We start from the raw sequence: 15,019 nt of genomic DNA on the forward strand, positions 1-15,019 counted from the left end.
CAAGCATAGCTGGCTCGCGGCAGTATGAGTCAGCGGCCAGCCTCTCCCTCAATTGGTGGCATGATCCGGCTCACGATCCGGAATGGCTGCCATCATCATCTGCGGCAGGTGATCGGCCAGCACCGCCACCACAGCGGGATCGACCCGCCCCTGATCCGCCAGTTGCTGCATAAAGGTCAATGCGTCACGGGCAGGCAGACCGCGGCGATAAGGTCTGTCCTGCACCATTGCCTGAAAAATATCGGCGACCCGCAGGATCCGCGCTTCGAGCGCCATGGCGGATGCCGGCAGGTGGAACGGATAGCCCTCCCCATCAGGCTCCTCATGGTGATAGGCCGCCCAACAGGCAATCTCTTCAAACCCTTCGATATGGCGCAGGATCTGGTAAGTCTCGAAGCTGTGGGTATTGATGATGGCCCGCTCCTCTTTCGTCAGGCTGGCAGGCTTGTCGAGGATCTCGTCCGGCACCCTGAGCTTGCCCAGATCATGCAGCAAACCGGCGATCTCCAGCATGTCACAATGGATGGCACTGACTCCCATCTGCTCGGCCAATGCCCGAGACAACCTGCTCACACCGAGCGAATGCGTCATCGTGAATGGGCTTTTGGCGTCGACAATGCCAGAGAAGATCTGCGCCAGCGCTTTTAGCTCCCCGTTGAAGGTCAGGCAAGGCTCCCGCACCTGCAGCATCTCCAGCATGTAATCATTGATGGAGCGCGCTTCCAGCTGCAGCCAGAATGCCTCAGAGCGAGACGCCTTGAGGAAAGCATCCACCAGCTCGGGGGCAAAGAACTCGTCACGGAAATCCTGCAGGCGTGCGCGGATCTCGTTGGTATGCATCAACAATGAACCATCACCATAGTAGGGCGCCGCCAACGCATCGCAGCGATCCACCAGAAAGATAAGGTTGGCCTGACGGGCTACATTGGGGTCCACATCGGCCATCTCGCGCAACAGGTGCCAGTGGGTATGGTGATAACGGATAGGCAGGGCCAGCGGGGCCAGCAAACGGAAATCCTTGAGCAGCTGATATCCCACCTCGCAGTGGCGCTGGGAGGACTCCCAATCGAACTCGCTGACCAGATGGTGATGGGTGATGGTCGAGGAGACACCGATATCATGCAGCACCCCGAGCTCGAACAGCAGACAGCGTTCGGCCTCACTCATTCCCAGCTCCCGGCTGCACTCGGCAGCCATAATCCCGACCCGTTTACCGTGGGCCACATCGCCAATGCCCACCAGATCCAGCGAGGCTGACAGGGCATACACCACCTGCCTTAGATCCACTTGCAACGAAAAGGGGGCTGCGCCCTGCGCTCTGTCCATGATCCGGGTCCCATGCGATGTTGTTGTATCAAACTGGCGCTGTTTTATGCTTCGCCTTCTATCAACTTAGTCAATAGCCGAGCCTTTTACCTTGTTTTTATAGGCATTTATGACCCTGACACCTTGAAAAGGCAAAGATTACAGCTGGATTTATTTGGCCACACCCATTCAAGTCATATGTATACGTTCAAAAATATGCGAGCAGACTTTTTAAATCTCGCGATGAGATTGTGAGCAGTTTTAAAAACTCATATCTAAGCGAAACAATCAACACCCCAACTTTACTTAATTATGACTTAATCAGAATTAAAGAGTGCTCGGTTTGCCAGTAAGAATTTTGAATAAAGGCACACCACAACGCTCATAACAGCTCTCATCCCCTAAATTGATTAGCCGAATTGTGAACTCCATCACCCATTTATTCGCCTTATCGCCATCGATAGCTGTAGACACCTCCGCCTTCTGGATACAGCTTCCCATGCTCGCGCAAGCCCACCCGATAGCTTGCGACCAAAGGGTTGGTGAAAAAATATCGGATAACCAGCGGTTATATTCGCTATAAGGCGACAGGGATAAACGGGATTTATAGAGTGAAACTGTTGAAAGCTGATTTCCAAGCGGCGGTTAACTCGGGCTATTCAGGTCATATCACTCTTTGCAGGTCATAACGACAGCGATAAAGGGGAATGTGCCCATCCGGGTATTCCATCCCCTCCAACAGCCTGCACGGGATGATATTTCCACCGCGTTAAACGCACGCTGCTTTCATCGCCCATTTTGTGTACCAATTCACATCAGATTAGGAGTGGAGCCAATAATGGCCATTCAAATAAACAAAATAGCCATGAGCCTTGCCTTAATGGCCACCGCTGGTAGTGCCACAGCAGCCGCCAAGCCCAATATTCTTGCCATCATGGGCGATGACATCGGCTACTGGAACATCAGTGCCTACAACCAGGGGATGATGGGCTACCAGACCCCGAACCTGGACAGGATCGCCAATGAAGGGGCCCTCTTTACCGATCACTACGGTCAGCAATCCTGCACCGCCGGCCGCGCCGCCTTCATTACCGGTGAAGAGCCATTCCGTACCGGTCTGCTGACCATCGGCATGCCCGGCTCTACCCACGGCATTCCGGATTGGGCCCCCACCATCGGTGATCTGCTCAAAGAGCAGGGTTACATGACGGCTCAGTTCGGCAAAAACCATTTGGGCGATCAGAACCAGCACCTGCCGACCAAGCACGGTTTCGACGAGTTCTTCGGCAACCTCTATCACCTGAACGCAGAAGAAGAACCGGAAACCTACTACTACCCGAAAGATCCGGAGTTCAAGAAGAAGTTCGGCCCACGCGGCGTCATCAAATCTTCTGCCGACGGCAAGATTGAAGATACCGGCCCCATGACCCGCAAGCGCATGGAGCATGCTGACGAAGAGTTCCTCGAGTCTTCGCTGGCGTTCATGGAGAAAGCAGTCAAGGCCAAGAAGCCCTTCTTCATCTGGCACAACGCCACCCGTATGCACGTCTGGACCCGTCTGCAAGAGAAGTATCAGGGTAAATCCGGCGTCAGCATCTATGCCGATGGCATGCTGGAGCACGATGATCAGGTGGGGATCCTGCTCGACAAACTGGACGAGCTGGGGGTCGCCAACAACACCATCGTGATCTACACCACTGACAACGGCGCCGAGACCGTCAGCTGGCCGGATGGCGGCACCACCCCATTCTACGGCGAAAAAGGCACCACATGGGAAGGCGGGATGCGGGTTCCGCAACTGGTTCGCTGGCCAGGCGTGATCAAGCCAGGCACCAAGGTCAACGCCATGATGGCCCATCAGGACTGGATGCCGACCCTGTTGGCCGCTGCCGGTGTACCGGATGTGAAAGAGAAGCTGGCCAAGGGCTACAAGGCCAACGGCAAACAGTGGCGGGTGAAACTGGACGGTTACAACTTCATGCCGTATCTCGCCGGAAAAGCCGACACCTCCCCACGCAACTCCATGCTCTACTTCTCCTCAAACGGCGAACTCAACGCCGTGCGCTGGAATGACTTCAAACTGAACTTTGCCACCATGGAGGGCAGCATCACCGACGCGGCGCGTGTGACTCCGAACTGGCCGCAGATCATCAACCTGCGCGCAGATCCGTTCGAGAAGGCACCGCATGAATCAGGCATGTATCTGCGCTGGATGGCAGACAACATGTGGCTGTTCGTACCTGCACAGGGGATCCTGAAAGAGTTCTTCGACACTCTGCCCAACTACCCGATGCAGCAGAGCTTCCAGATGAACCCGGCCAGCATTAGCTCCCAGAGCCTGATGCTCAAGGGCAAACTGGCAGAGCTGGATGCACTCAAACAAAAAGTCGCCACCATCAAGTAAGGCGGTGACTCCAACGCCCATCACTCTCTGGTGGGCGTTTTCAATTTCCAGCCGGCTCGCCCCGAACTGGCTGGAAAGTGAAAATCCGTTGGCCCCCTCCTAGCCCTATCTCTGTCTCGTTAAATGTACCCTGTGGAAAACCCTATGAACCCCTTGCAACAACAGATCTCGCAACTCATCGAACAGGTTGGTCACAGTGTGGTCGGCCAGTCCCATGTGATCCGCGCCCTGGTCATCGGCCTGCTGACCAATAGCCACGTGCTCCTTGAAGGTTTGCCCGGCACCGCCAAGACCCGCTCGGTCAAGGCGCTGGCAGAAGCCCTCAATACCAGCTTCGGCCGCATTCAGTTCACCCCCGATCTGCTCCCCTCAGATGTAACCGGCACAGAGATGTATCAGGAGCGTGACGGAGCCCACCAGTTGCGTTTCCAGCCAGGCCCCATCTTCAACAGCATCGTACTGGCCGATGAAGTGAACCGCGCCCCCGCCAAGGTACAAGCGGCGCTGCTGGAGGCGATGGCCGAAGGCACCGTTACCGTCGGTGACAAGAGCCATCGCTTGCCCGAGCTCTTTATGGTGCTGGCCACCCAGAACCCCATCGAGCAGGAGGGGACCTACCCGCTGCCAGAAGCCCAAATGGACCGTTTTGCCCTCAAGGTCTCGGTCGCCTACCCCGATGATGAGGCAGAGCTTGCCATCATTCGGCTGGTGCGGGCCGAAGAGCGCGGTACCCGCCAGCAGAACGAGGGGTTCGCCCCCCTCTCCCCTGAACTCATCTTGCAGGCCAGATCAGAGCTCTCGGCCATGACGGTCTCACCGCTGGTGGAGCACTACATCATTGCGCTGGTCATGGCGACCCGACACCCCGATCGCTACCCGGCCACCGGGCTGTCACAGTGGATTGCGGTCGGCGCCAGCCCCCGCGCATCCATTGCTCTGGACAAGTGCGCCCGCGCCTATGCCTGGCTACAAGGGCGCAACCACGTGCTGCCCGACGATGTGCGCGCCATGGTGCCCAGCGTGCTTGTTCACCGCTTTACCCTCAGCTATGACGCGCTGGCAGATGGGGTGGATCACCAGCAGGTGGTGATGACTCTGCTCGATCACGTCGTCATCGGGTAAGCAATACCATGACACCTCGCTCCTTATCCCATTACAGGCTGACACAGGGCGGGCAACCGCCCAGTGGTGACCCCCGCATCCACTGTGACTACCTGACACTGGTCCGGCTTCAGGGGCTGGTCGGCCAGTTTTCACTGCTGCCCCGGCTAAACAGCGGCAACCTGCTGTGCGGCCGCCACCCGTCACGCTTTCGCGGCCGTGGGCTCAACTTTGAAGAGCTGCGCCACTATCAGCAAGGGGATGATATTCGCACCCTGGACTGGAAAGTGACCCTGCGCACCGGCCGCCCCCATGTGCGCAGTTATAGCGAAGAGAAAGATCGTCACGTGATCCTCTGCGTTGATCAGCGCAGTTGCATGTTCTTCTCCTCGGTGGAGGTGATGAAGTCGGTGGTGGCCGCCGAAGTCGCCGCCCTGCTCGGCTGGCAAGTACTCAAAGAGAGCGATCGGGTCGGGCTCGCCATTTTGCACTGCGATGGCGTGGCGTGGCTGCGCGGCCAGCGCTCCCGTGGCCACTGGTTGGCAGGGCTGCGCCAGCTCTGTGCCGCCAATCATGCTCTCTCTGCCACCAGCCGCGACAGCGAGGCGACCGGTCTGGCCCCCCTGCTGGCGATGCTGGGCCGCCTCAAGTTGAAAAATACCACCCTGATCTTTCTCAGCGACTGGGCTGGCGTCACCGAGGCCGACCTGACCCGCCTCGGTTACTTGCAGCAGCACAACGATGTGCTGGCACTGCACATCGCCGATCCCTTCGAGTCGACCCTGTCGACCACAGCCGCTGACGCCAGCTGGGTAGTCGGCGATGGCCAGTACCAGCTCAATATTGCTCCCCACCAGATCCCTGTGCTGGATCAGGGGCTAGCCCACCAGCAGCAACTGAAAAAAGAGCAACTGCTGCGACTGATGGCCTTCAAAGGATTGCCGCTTATTACCCTCGACACCGGTGGCCACCACCTCGCACGCCTCATTACCGCATTGGGAGGAGAGCACTGATGAACCACAAGCTGCCCGGCACCTATATGCTGCGCGAATTGCAGGACGTGACCGTACCACCCACCATCAGCTGGCAACCGCAAACCGCAGGTTGGCTGCTGCTGGCGCTGAGCCTGGGGGCGCTGGCGCTGCTCTGGCTCTATCACCGGGCACAGCGCTGGTGGCAACAGCGTTACCGCCGTGAAGCGCAGGCGGCCCTGCGCACGATCAACTGGTCTGATGCCGGGGCCAGTCTGGCGCTGTTTCACCTGATCAAGCAGGTGTTGACCCACCTAGATCCCCGGCACGGCAAGCTGTTTGGCATGGCGTTGCTGCAGACCCTCGACAATGCCATGGCTGATAGGCAGCCCCGTTTCGCGACCGAACTGGGGGAGCGCTGGCTGGTATCGCTGGTCTGTGATCAGGTGGTGCTAAGCGTGAGTGATCAGCTCTGCCTCGTTTCCCTCTGCAACGACTGGCTTGCCCACCACCAGACTCCAATACAAACAGTCTCGTTGGCGACGGAGGCTCATCATGCTTGATGCCGGTCTCGAGTTTGCCCACCCCCACTGTTTCTGGCTGCTGCCCCTGCCGTTGCTGGTGTTTCGCCTTATTCCGGCCTATCGCACCCGGCAGAGTGCCATCAAGGTGCCCTTCTTCGATCTGCTGATCGATCTGCTGGATGAACCGCCGCGTGAGGGGGCAACCCAGCTAACTGCCAGCTGGTGGCAGCGGATCGCCCTGATCACCGTTTGGCTGTTAGCGGTGCTGGCATTGGCCAAGCCCACCATCTATGGCCCGCCTCAGGTGCGCGAGCGGTTCGGGCGGGATGTAATGATAGTGCTGGATCTCTCCGGCTCCATGACCGAGACCGACTTCTCCCCCAACCCCGGCAAGTCCCTCAGTCGGCTCGACGCCGCCAAAGAGGTGCTTAAACAATTTGCTGCAACGCGCAAAGGAGATCGACTCGGGCTCATCCTGTTTGGGGATGCCGCCTTTCTCCAGGTGCCGTTTACCGCCGATCTCGACACCTGGCAAACCCTGCTGCAGGAGACCGATGTCGCCATGGCGGGCCAGAGTACCCATCTGGGAGATGCCATCGGTCTGGCAATCAAAGTGTTCAACAACAGTGATCGCCACGGGCAACTAGACCAGAACAGCGCCAAGCGGGAGAAAGTCGCCATCATCCTTACCGATGGCAACGACACCGGCAGTTTTGTCAGCCCGCGGGATGCGGCCCGGGTAGCCGCGGTCAACGGCGTGCGGCTGCATACTATCGCCATGGGGGATCCGGCCACCGTCGGCGAACAGGCTCTCGATCTCGATACCCTGCAACAGTTGGCGACCCTGACCGGCGGCCAGTTGTTTCAGGCTCTTGATGAGGCACAGCTGACGCGCGCCTATCAGGTGATCGGTGAGCTGGAGCCACAACGCTACGAAAGCACCCGCTTTCAGACCCGCGAAAGCCTGCACCATTACCTCATCGCCGTCAGCGTCGTCCTCTATCTCACCCTCTTTTCCCTGTTGACCCTCAGGCGCTACCGCCTGCGCACTGCTCTCTCAGGAGACACGCCATGATGGATCCTCTCTACTGGCAACAGCTCTGGCTGAATGCCCACTTTCTGCGCCCCTGGTGGCTGCTGGCCATGTTCCCCCTTGTCGCCATCCTGCTGCTGCGCTGGCACATGGATGAAGCGAACAACTGGCAACAGCGGCTGCCGCCCCATCTGCGCGAGGCGCTGACGCTGGGGGACACCGGCTGGAAAAAGAACCTGCCCCTCAAGGTGCTGGGGCTGCTGATGGGGCTGGCCATCCTGATCTGTGCAGGGCCGACCTGGAGCCGTGAACCCTCCCCCTTTGGCGAAGATCAGGGCGCCCTGCTGATCCTGCTCGATAACAGCGACTCCATGCTGGCAACGGATATCGCCCCCAACCGGTTGACGCGGGCCAAGCAGAAGATCAGCGATCTGCTGGCGACCCGCGATGGCGGGCGCAACGGGCTGGTGGTCTTTGCCGGCTCGGCCCACACAGCCATGCCGCTGACCCGTGACAGTGCCGTCTATGACCCTATCCTCGCCGCCATCCGTCCCGAGATCATGCCTAAAGCGGGCAAGCGTACCGAACAGGTGATCCCGCTGCTCACCGAGCTTCTGGCCGATGAGACCGGCAGCACAGTTTTGCTGGTGAGTGATGGCATCAGCCCCGCCGCCATCGCCCCCTTGGCTGACTATTTCCGTGGTCAATCCCGTCAGCTGCTGATCCTGGCCGCTGGCGACCCGGCCCTGAGTGGTAAACGCCCGCTGGAGCTTGCCTCACTAAGGCGACTGGCCAGTGACAGCAATGGCACCCTGCTCACCATGACGGTGGATAATGGCGACGTAGAGCGGATCAACCGGGGGATTGAACGCAACTTTTTGATCCACAACGACTCCCTGACGCCCTGGCAAGACATGGGTTACTACCTGCTCTTTCCGGTCGTCGCCCTGCTGCTGCTCTGGTTTCGCAAAGGCTGGCTGGTGCAATGGGGTCTGGTGGCAGCCATCGGTCTCTCCCTGTTACAGACGACGCCTGCGCAGGCAACCACCTTCTCGCTGGCGCCCGTAGAGCCGACAGAGCCTGCGATCAATCACTGGGCAAAGGAGCTGAAACAGCAGTGGTTAAACCTCTGGCTCACCCCGGATCAGCAGGGGCAGTGGTACTTCCAGCAGGGGGACTATCTGGAGGCGGCTAAACACTATGAAGATCCCTTCTACAAAGGGGTGGCCTACTACTATGGCGCCGAGTTTGCGCTGGCTCAGTCAGCATTCCTGCAAGCCGACTCCGAACAGGCTCTGCTCTATGCCGGCAATGCCCTCGCCAGACAGCGTGAGTATCTGGCCGCCCGCCGGCTGTTCCGACAACTGGCTGACGAGGCCAGCGACCCGAACGTGCGCCAATCAGCCGCCCATAACTATCAGGTGATGAGCGGGATTGTTGACGAGATCAACCGCGCCAGTCAGAGCCAGACCGGCACGCCGGATGGACCTGATCACTCCAGTGAACTGCCCGATGAAGAGCCACGCAGTGCCGACGGGGCGGAAGAGACTGTGGTTTCATCCCTGATGGCGCGCGAACCCCTGACCGCAGATCAGATCCTGGCCAATCCGGCGCAGGCCGAAAAGTGGCTGCGCCGGGTGGCGTCTGATCCCGGTGACTTCCTGCAAGCCAAATTCCGCCTCCAGCTACAAGCGCAGCAAACGGGCGCAACCGTCCGTCCTCGTTCTGCCCCCCACAAGGAGCCTACCCATGTGCAACCGGCACAATAAACTCCGCCACTGGCTGTGCGGATATGTGGCGACCGCAACCCTGCTCGGAGCCGTGCTGCTCACGGTCGAAGCACAGGCTACCGAGGCCGCTGATGCGACTGACGCTACTCAGGTAACCCTCAAGAGCTGGTTGAAAGAGCAGGGGGAGGAGAAGCGCCCCTATGCCGTCAACCAACAGATCACCCTCTATCTGGAGCTGGCCACCAACCGCTGGTTTACTGCGGGTACCCGCATCGGCCAGTTCGAGCTGCCGGGGGTCATGGTCAAGCAGCGCAGCGAGCTGGCGACCAACTTCACCCAGCGCCGCGATGGCGAGACCTGGTCGCATCAGCGCTGGGAGCTGACGCTCTATCCCCAGCAATCCGGCCAGTTCGAGATCCCCGCCATCGCGGTGCGGGCCACCGTGGCGCGCCCTGAAGGGGGCTCCCGGCAGATCACCCTCACAACCCACCCTCAGCGTTTTGCCGCCGCGCTGCCCGACCCTGCCCTGACGGTTGACGGGCGTTGGCTGAGCGCCAGCAATCTCACCCTGAGCCAGCGTTGGCAGCGCTCTGCGGATGACCATGCTGACGGCGAGCTGCGGGTAGGGGATGCTATCACCCGCACCGTGACCGCCAGCGGGCAGGATACCCTCTCTGTGCTGATCCCGCCGCTGATAACTCCGCTTGCAAGCGATGGGCGGGTACAGGCCTATCCGGCGCAAGCCCGACTGAACGATACACAGGAGCGGGGGGAGTACCTCTCGACACGGGAAGATCAGACTACCTATATCGTGCAGCGCGGTGGTGAGTTGACCCTGCCCGCGCTGGAGCTTGCCTGGTGGAACAGCCAGACTGGCCAGCTGCAAACCCTGACCCTCCCCGGGCTGACCCTGCAAGTGCGCCACTCTCCCGCCTCCTGGCTGGCGACCTACTGGCATCGGTTGCTTGGAGTAGCCGGTGGTGTAGCCCTGCTGGTGCTGGCGCTCCAGGCTATAGCCCGTTACTACCGTCACCACCCTCGCCCGCTCGGCTGGCAATATGGGGCCGCCATCTGGAGCAGGCAGTGGGGGGCGGTGCGGGTACTAGCCTATCGCTATCTGCGGGCCAAGAGGGGTTGGCTGGAACTTAGTCGTGTCAGTTCCGATCCGGTTTGGCAGCAACAACAGGCTGTATTCCAGCAAGATCCACTTGATCGGGCTGATGCGCTCAGGATGGGCTGGCGCCTGCTGCTGCGCCTGCAAAGGCGACGGGGCACCAGTCATGGCAACATCCGCTCACGGTTGGGCCACATTGTCGGCTGGCAAGCGGCCCTGCCGGAATTGCCCCCCCTGACTGGCAAACCGACCTCAGCGGATCAGTCATCCAGCAACGCAAACAGATAAATAAAGTGCGCCACGCAGCAACCCCCCCTGCACTGGTTGTCCCACTTTGCCCACTTCATTACACTGCCAAAGTGGGATACCCGCTGGCTGCCACGCCACCTGACTGGTGTGGCAGGTTCTCCCCTCCGGCTACCCGGCAGTGCCAAGGCAGTGTGATTTTTCCACGAGCATGTAACGAGGCCTCTCTTGTTAGACATCAGAAGTACCGAGCTGAACCTGATCCCGATCTTTGTCGCCATCTATGAAGAGCGCAGCCTATCCCGGGCGGCGACACGCATGGAAATCAGCCAACCCGCCGTCAGCAAGGCCCTCAAGCGACTGCGGGAGATCTACGGTGATCCTCTGTTTAATCGCAAGGTCGTGGGGATGGAGCCCACCTCGTTTGCCATCGACATCTATCCGGCGATGGCGGCCGCGCTGAAAAACTTCAGCTCGACCCTCTCGACCTCGCGCACCTTCAATCCGCGCACTTCCCAGCGAGTCTTCTCCATCGCCTGTGTCAGACTGGTCAGCGCCCAACTGGTCCCGGCGCTGCTGTGCAAGATCCGGGCACACGCCCCAGGTATTTCGCTCGAGGTGCATCCCCTCTTTACCGAGGATATGGAGAGTGACCTGCGGATGCAGCGTTATGATCTCATCATCGACATGACCCAGAGCGGGCGCAGCATGCTCAAGAGCGAGGTGCTCTATGGCGAGCAGGTGAAGGTGGTGTGTGCCAGCAACCACCCGCGACTGGGCAGCGACTTGACGGTGGAGGCCTATTTTACCGAGGAGCATGTGGCGTTGGCCCAGTGGCAGGTCAGAGGCAGCATGATCACTGCCGAGCACCTGCCGCAAATGGCCAACCGCAATATCGTGGTACGGGTGCCGACCGCCATGGAGATGCTGCCCATCATTGCGTGCAGCGAGATCATCGGAGTCTTGCCCACCTCCATCATAAATACCTTTGCCGGCATGTATGATGTGCGGGTACTCCCCTTCCCCTTCGAGGAATCAGTATTCAGCCTGTCGGCCATCTGGCATCCCAGCCGGACCACCGAGGCGGGTCACCGCTGGCTGCGCCAGCAGCTGTTCGAAGTGGTCAGCGAGCTGGGGCTGACCACCTCCATCGTTCAGCCCTAACGGGCATCTCGCACCAGTCGCAATCCCATGTCAGCCATCATCACCGACTGGCTGGCGAAATCACGCCGGAAATTTTCAGACAATTCAGCCTCATAGGCGTAGCTGCCGCCTCGCACCGACTTATGGGCGAGGTGGCTCTTGCTCTCCTGGGCATTGTTCGGGTTCTCTTGAGGACTATGGCGATAGAAGGTCTCTTCATAGGCATCAGCCACAAACTCCCCCACATTGCCGGTCATGTCGTATAGCCCCAGCTCGTTGGGCTTTTTCAGCCCCACCGGATAGGCGCGATTCTTGGCGTTGCCGCTGTACCAGGCCACTTCATCAATCTGATCGGAGCCGCTATAACGATAGCCTTTACTCAGCTTGCCCCCCTTGGCTGCATACTCCCACTCAGCTTCGGTGGGCAGGCGGTAGTAAGCGCCGGTCAACTCATTGAGCCTTGTCACAAACAGATTGGCCTGTTGCCAGCTGAGGTTGTTGACCGGTACATCCGGTGCCTGGAAATAGCTGATGGAGGGGCCCATCACCGCCTCGAACAGAGCCTGTGTCACCTCGAATTTTGCCATGTAGAAGCTGTTGAGCGAGACCGCATGCTGCGGCCCTTCGCTCGCTTTGGCGGCAGGGTCGTTGGAGCCCATCTCAAAACGGCCCCCTTCCACCAGCACCATGTCCGCTTCAATCTTCTGTCGCAGCGGATGGAGCGGCTGGTTGCCCTGTTTGACCGAGAGGGTGCAGCCAGCCACCAGCAGGGTGGTTGCCAGCAACGGAATTGCGCATTTGAACGGTATGATCGTCATAACCTGACCTGTGCAGTAAGAGAAGTGGCAGCCATCACTGGCCAGCGGAAACCGGCGGCGTGCTCGTCTTGCTCGCGCGCTTGCTATTGAGCTCGGTCAGCACCTCGGGGGGCGCTATCTTGCCAAGTTCACTCATGCAGGCGTCGCTCTTGGGGTGATCGTGGCGAAGGTAGATATCGCACACCGCATAGAGCTGCTCCGGCGCGCTGGAGATCCGGTAGGCAAGCTCGAACGAGCCGATGGCTTTCTCGAGATCCAGCGGCTCTTGCAGCACCCCGTTGAGATACCAGAAGTAGCTGTTATTGCCAGCGAGCTCCGCCGCCTGTGCCATGGTGACTGCCGCTTCGCTCTTCTGATCGAGGCGCACCTGGGTCAGCGCCTTGGCGTAATGGAGGCTGGCATTCTGCGGCAACAAAAGAATCCCCTTGTTGAGCAAGGCCAGCGCCTCGGCATCCCGTTGCTGGGCCCGCAAGTTGTCAGAGAGGCCAAGCCAGAGCTGGGGATTGTCAGGCTGATTGGCAAGCAGCTGTTCGTAGCTTGCCTGCGCCTTGTCCCACTGCCGGGTCCAGCGATAGAGATCTGCCTGCGACAGCTGCTGCGCAGGGTCCTGCTGCCGGGCGAGATACTCGCTCACCTCCGCCAGCGGCTGGCCAATGGCGCTCAGTTGCCCCTCATTCATGGCGCCATAATCGCGAGCCAGATTGAGGGTAGCGGCGCGGCGAACCTCGGCACTGCTGTCAGCCAGCAGCGGTGAGAGCAGTCGCCAGCGGTGCGCAAACTGATAGGGATCGGCGGCAATCACCGCCGCTTCGCGCACCAATGCGTGCTCATCACGCAGGCTTCTGGCCACCGCCACCAGACTGTTCTGATTCGGGTAAGCCGCCAGCTGGCGCAGGGCATCGGCCCGCTCCACCGTTGGCAGGGAGATATCCTGCGCATTGTAGGCCCACTGCTGGATCTGGGCGGCTGAGGGCGCACTGGCCGCCACGGATGCGGTGGGTGCCTCATTCGCTGATGTGGTGACCGGCGGCACAGGGCTGGCTACCGCCAGCGCTGCGCCAGACAAGGTCATGCCAAGGGCCAGCCACAAGGCGCCCATGGTGCCGGAGCGGGTGTGACGAAACTCGTGGCGACTCAACATGCTCTGCATCGCTTATTTCCTCTGACCATGTGTCATGACGCCGTTATTCATCACCGCATCACGATACTTGCCATGGGCCACCGGATAACCGGCACGGCGCAGGATATAGGCCATCGACTGATCGATATGGCTGAAAAACTTGTACCAACCGGCACAGAGGTAATTCAGACCTGCCTCCCCTTCGTGGGTGCGAATAAAGCGGTTCTTCGGGCACTCCCCATAGCAGGCAAACTGGTAGTCACACTGCTGGCACTGGCGGGCCAGGCTGCGCGATTTGGCAAAGCCGAACGCTTGCTGGGCGGGCGAATACGCCAGCTCACTGAGCGGCTGATGGTGGATATTGCCGATCTTGTACTTGGGATAGACATAGTGGTCACAGGCAAACACATCGCCGTTGGGCTCCATCGCCAGCCCCTTGCCGCAGATCTCCCCCAAGGTACAGAGGGGGTTCTTGCGTCCCATCCAAGTCTCGACACTCGCCTCAAAATATTGCACGAAGACCCGTCCCAGATCCCGCTGCACCCACTCATCGAAAATGGTGATGAGAAAATCCCCCCACCCCTCGGCCGAGACGCACCAGGGCTCGACCACCGAATTTTTGTGCCAGGGATTGAGGCGTTTGTCCCCCTGCTTGAGTTGCTCTTGCTGCTGCCAGGTCTGGGGCGCAGTGGTACGAAAGCTCTTCTGCTCGACGATGGGGATAAACTGCATCTGGGGCGACTTCACCTCGTCGCGCAGGAAGCGATAGACCTCCAGCGCATTCTTGCTGGTGAGGTTGTTAACGCAAGTCAGGGTGGCAAACTTCACCTTGTATTTATGCAGCAACGCCACCGCCGCCATCACCTGATTGAAGGTACCGCGCCCGGCTCGGTTGACCCGATAGGCGTTGTGCAGCAGCTCGGGGCCATCGATGCTCAAACCGATGAGAAAGTTGTTGGCGGCCAGAAATTCACACCACTCATCGTTGAGCAGGATGCCGTTGGTCTGCAGGTCGTTGGCAATCACCACCCCTTGCGGCTGGTATTTGCGCTGCAACTCGACCACTTTGCGAAAATAGTCGAGCCCGAGCAACGTCGGCTCGCCCCCCTGCCAGGAGAAGATGATCTCGGGGGTATTCTGCCCCTCGATATATTGACGGATATAGGTCTCAAGGGTCTGCTCATCCATCTGGGGCGAACACCCCTTCTTGTATTCCAGCAGATCCTGCTTGCTGAGGTAGTAGCAGTAGGTACAGTCGATGTTACACACGGCCCCGATAGGTTTGGCCATCACATGCATCCGCTTGGATGCCTTGCCGTTGAACTGTGGACCCTGAGTAATCACCATAACTGCACCACCTGCAAAATTGCTGTTTTGAGGCCTGCAGTCTAAAGGCTCCCGCTGTCACACGCTGGTTATACCCCTTATAACCAGCGGATATGGGACCAAGCTAACATTCTGATGTCATAAAAAATCATCGCATCCAACGAGATAAATTGGTCGTATAGTC

General features: G+C 59.5%; 12 protein-coding genes. 8 read left to right on the plus strand and 4 right to left on the minus strand.

Annotation, left to right across the window (positions count from 1 at the left end; translation table 11 throughout):
• Positions 1-48 precede the first annotated feature (48 nt).
• Entirely contained in the window at positions 49-1,326 is a 1,278-nt protein-coding gene (locus ACTG2T_RS21340) for an HD-GYP domain-containing protein (protein ID WP_213389537.1), read from the minus strand.
• Positions 1,327-2,170: 844 nt separating this feature from the next.
• Between ACTG2T_RS21340 and ACTG2T_RS21345 the strand changes: the two genes are divergently transcribed.
• The 8 genes from ACTG2T_RS21345 to ACTG2T_RS21380 all read left to right on the plus strand — a co-directional run bounded on the left by ACTG2T_RS21345 (position 2,171) and on the right by ACTG2T_RS21380 (position 11,592).
• The gene (locus tag ACTG2T_RS21345) at positions 2,171-3,709 is read left to right on the plus strand and encodes an arylsulfatase (RefSeq protein WP_330124341.1); all 1,539 of its coding nucleotides are present in this window, start codon (positions 2,171-2,173) and stop codon (positions 3,707-3,709) included.
• A gap of 144 nt (positions 3,710-3,853) precedes the next feature.
• The gene (locus tag ACTG2T_RS21350; protein ID WP_265774189.1) at positions 3,854-4,831 is read left to right on the plus strand and encodes an AAA family ATPase; all 978 of its coding nucleotides are present in this window, start codon (positions 3,854-3,856) and stop codon (positions 4,829-4,831) included.
• A gap of 8 nt (positions 4,832-4,839) precedes the next feature.
• Entirely contained in the window at positions 4,840-5,823 is a 984-nt protein-coding gene (locus ACTG2T_RS21355) for a DUF58 domain-containing protein (protein WP_330124342.1), read from the plus strand.
• Entirely contained in the window at positions 5,823-6,344 is a 522-nt protein-coding gene (locus tag ACTG2T_RS21360) for a DUF4381 domain-containing protein (RefSeq protein WP_167572831.1), read from the plus strand. The genes ACTG2T_RS21355 and ACTG2T_RS21360 overlap by 1 nt, the downstream gene beginning before the upstream one ends.
• Complete coding sequence (locus tag ACTG2T_RS21365; protein ID WP_330124343.1) at positions 6,337-7,380, plus strand: vWA domain-containing protein; 1,044 nt, start codon at positions 6,337-6,339, stop codon at positions 7,378-7,380. Before ACTG2T_RS21360 ends, ACTG2T_RS21365 begins: the two co-directional genes overlap by 8 nt.
• Positions 7,377-9,107, plus strand: a complete 1,731-nt coding sequence (locus ACTG2T_RS21370) for a VWA domain-containing protein (RefSeq protein WP_330124344.1) — start codon at positions 7,377-7,379, stop codon at positions 9,105-9,107. The genes ACTG2T_RS21365 and ACTG2T_RS21370 overlap by 4 nt, the downstream gene beginning before the upstream one ends.
• A complete protein-coding gene (locus tag ACTG2T_RS21375; protein WP_320546096.1) occupies positions 9,088-10,470 on the plus strand; it encodes a BatD family protein in 1,383 nt (460 codons plus the stop codon). Before ACTG2T_RS21370 ends, ACTG2T_RS21375 begins: the two co-directional genes overlap by 20 nt.
• A gap of 186 nt (positions 10,471-10,656) precedes the next feature.
• Positions 10,657-11,592 (plus strand): LysR family transcriptional regulator, encoded by a 936-nt coding sequence (locus ACTG2T_RS21380; protein WP_110303097.1) that lies wholly within the window; start codon positions 10,657-10,659, stop codon positions 11,590-11,592.
• Here ACTG2T_RS21380 and ACTG2T_RS21385 read toward each other — a convergent pair.
• From ACTG2T_RS21385 to ACTG2T_RS21395, 3 genes are read right to left on the minus strand one after another with little or no spacing between them, the layout of a single operon-like run.
• Positions 11,589-12,389, minus strand: coding sequence for a formylglycine-generating enzyme family protein (locus ACTG2T_RS21385; RefSeq protein ID WP_330124345.1), 801 nt, complete (start codon positions 12,387-12,389; stop codon positions 11,589-11,591). The genes ACTG2T_RS21380 and ACTG2T_RS21385 overlap by 4 nt on opposite strands.
• A gap of 34 nt (positions 12,390-12,423) precedes the next feature.
• Entirely contained in the window at positions 12,424-13,539 is a 1,116-nt protein-coding gene (locus ACTG2T_RS21390) for a tetratricopeptide repeat protein (protein WP_330124346.1), read from the minus strand.
• Positions 13,540-13,542: 3 nt separating this feature from the next.
• Entirely contained in the window at positions 13,543-14,856 is a 1,314-nt protein-coding gene (locus ACTG2T_RS21395; RefSeq protein ID WP_330124347.1) for an anaerobic sulfatase maturase, read from the minus strand.
• Positions 14,857-15,019: the final 163 nt, after the last annotated feature.

This window comes from Aeromonas sp. 75A (assembly GCF_051919425.1).
Taxonomy (GTDB): domain Bacteria; phylum Pseudomonadota; class Gammaproteobacteria; order Enterobacterales; family Aeromonadaceae; genus Aeromonas; species Aeromonas veronii.

Bases quoted from the DNA above. Each gene is read 5' to 3' on its own strand.
- ACTG2T_RS21340 (WP_213389537.1), bottom strand. From the start codon at position 1,326: ATGGACAGAGCGCAGGGCGCAGCCCCCTTTTCGTTGCAAGTGGATCTA.
- ACTG2T_RS21345 (WP_330124341.1), top strand. From the start codon at position 2,171: ATGAGCCTTGCCTTAATGGCCACCGCTGGTAGTGCCACAGCAGCCGCC.
- ACTG2T_RS21350 (WP_265774189.1), top strand. From the start codon at position 3,854: ATGAACCCCTTGCAACAACAGATCTCGCAACTCATCGAACAGGTTGGT.
- ACTG2T_RS21355 (WP_330124342.1), top strand. From the start codon at position 4,840: ATGACACCTCGCTCCTTATCCCATTACAGGCTGACACAGGGCGGGCAA.
- ACTG2T_RS21360 (WP_167572831.1), top strand. From the start codon at position 5,823: ATGAACCACAAGCTGCCCGGCACCTATATGCTGCGCGAATTGCAGGAC.
- ACTG2T_RS21365 (WP_330124343.1), top strand. From the start codon at position 6,337: ATGCTTGATGCCGGTCTCGAGTTTGCCCACCCCCACTGTTTCTGGCTG.
- ACTG2T_RS21370 (WP_330124344.1), top strand. From the start codon at position 7,377: ATGATGGATCCTCTCTACTGGCAACAGCTCTGGCTGAATGCCCACTTT.
- ACTG2T_RS21375 (WP_320546096.1), top strand. From the start codon at position 9,088: ATGTGCAACCGGCACAATAAACTCCGCCACTGGCTGTGCGGATATGTG.
- ACTG2T_RS21385 (WP_330124345.1), bottom strand. From the start codon at position 12,389: ATGACGATCATACCGTTCAAATGCGCAATTCCGTTGCTGGCAACCACC.
- ACTG2T_RS21390 (WP_330124346.1), bottom strand. From the start codon at position 13,539: ATGCAGAGCATGTTGAGTCGCCACGAGTTTCGTCACACCCGCTCCGGC.
- ACTG2T_RS21395 (WP_330124347.1), bottom strand. From the start codon at position 14,856: ATGGTGATTACTCAGGGTCCACAGTTCAACGGCAAGGCATCCAAGCGG.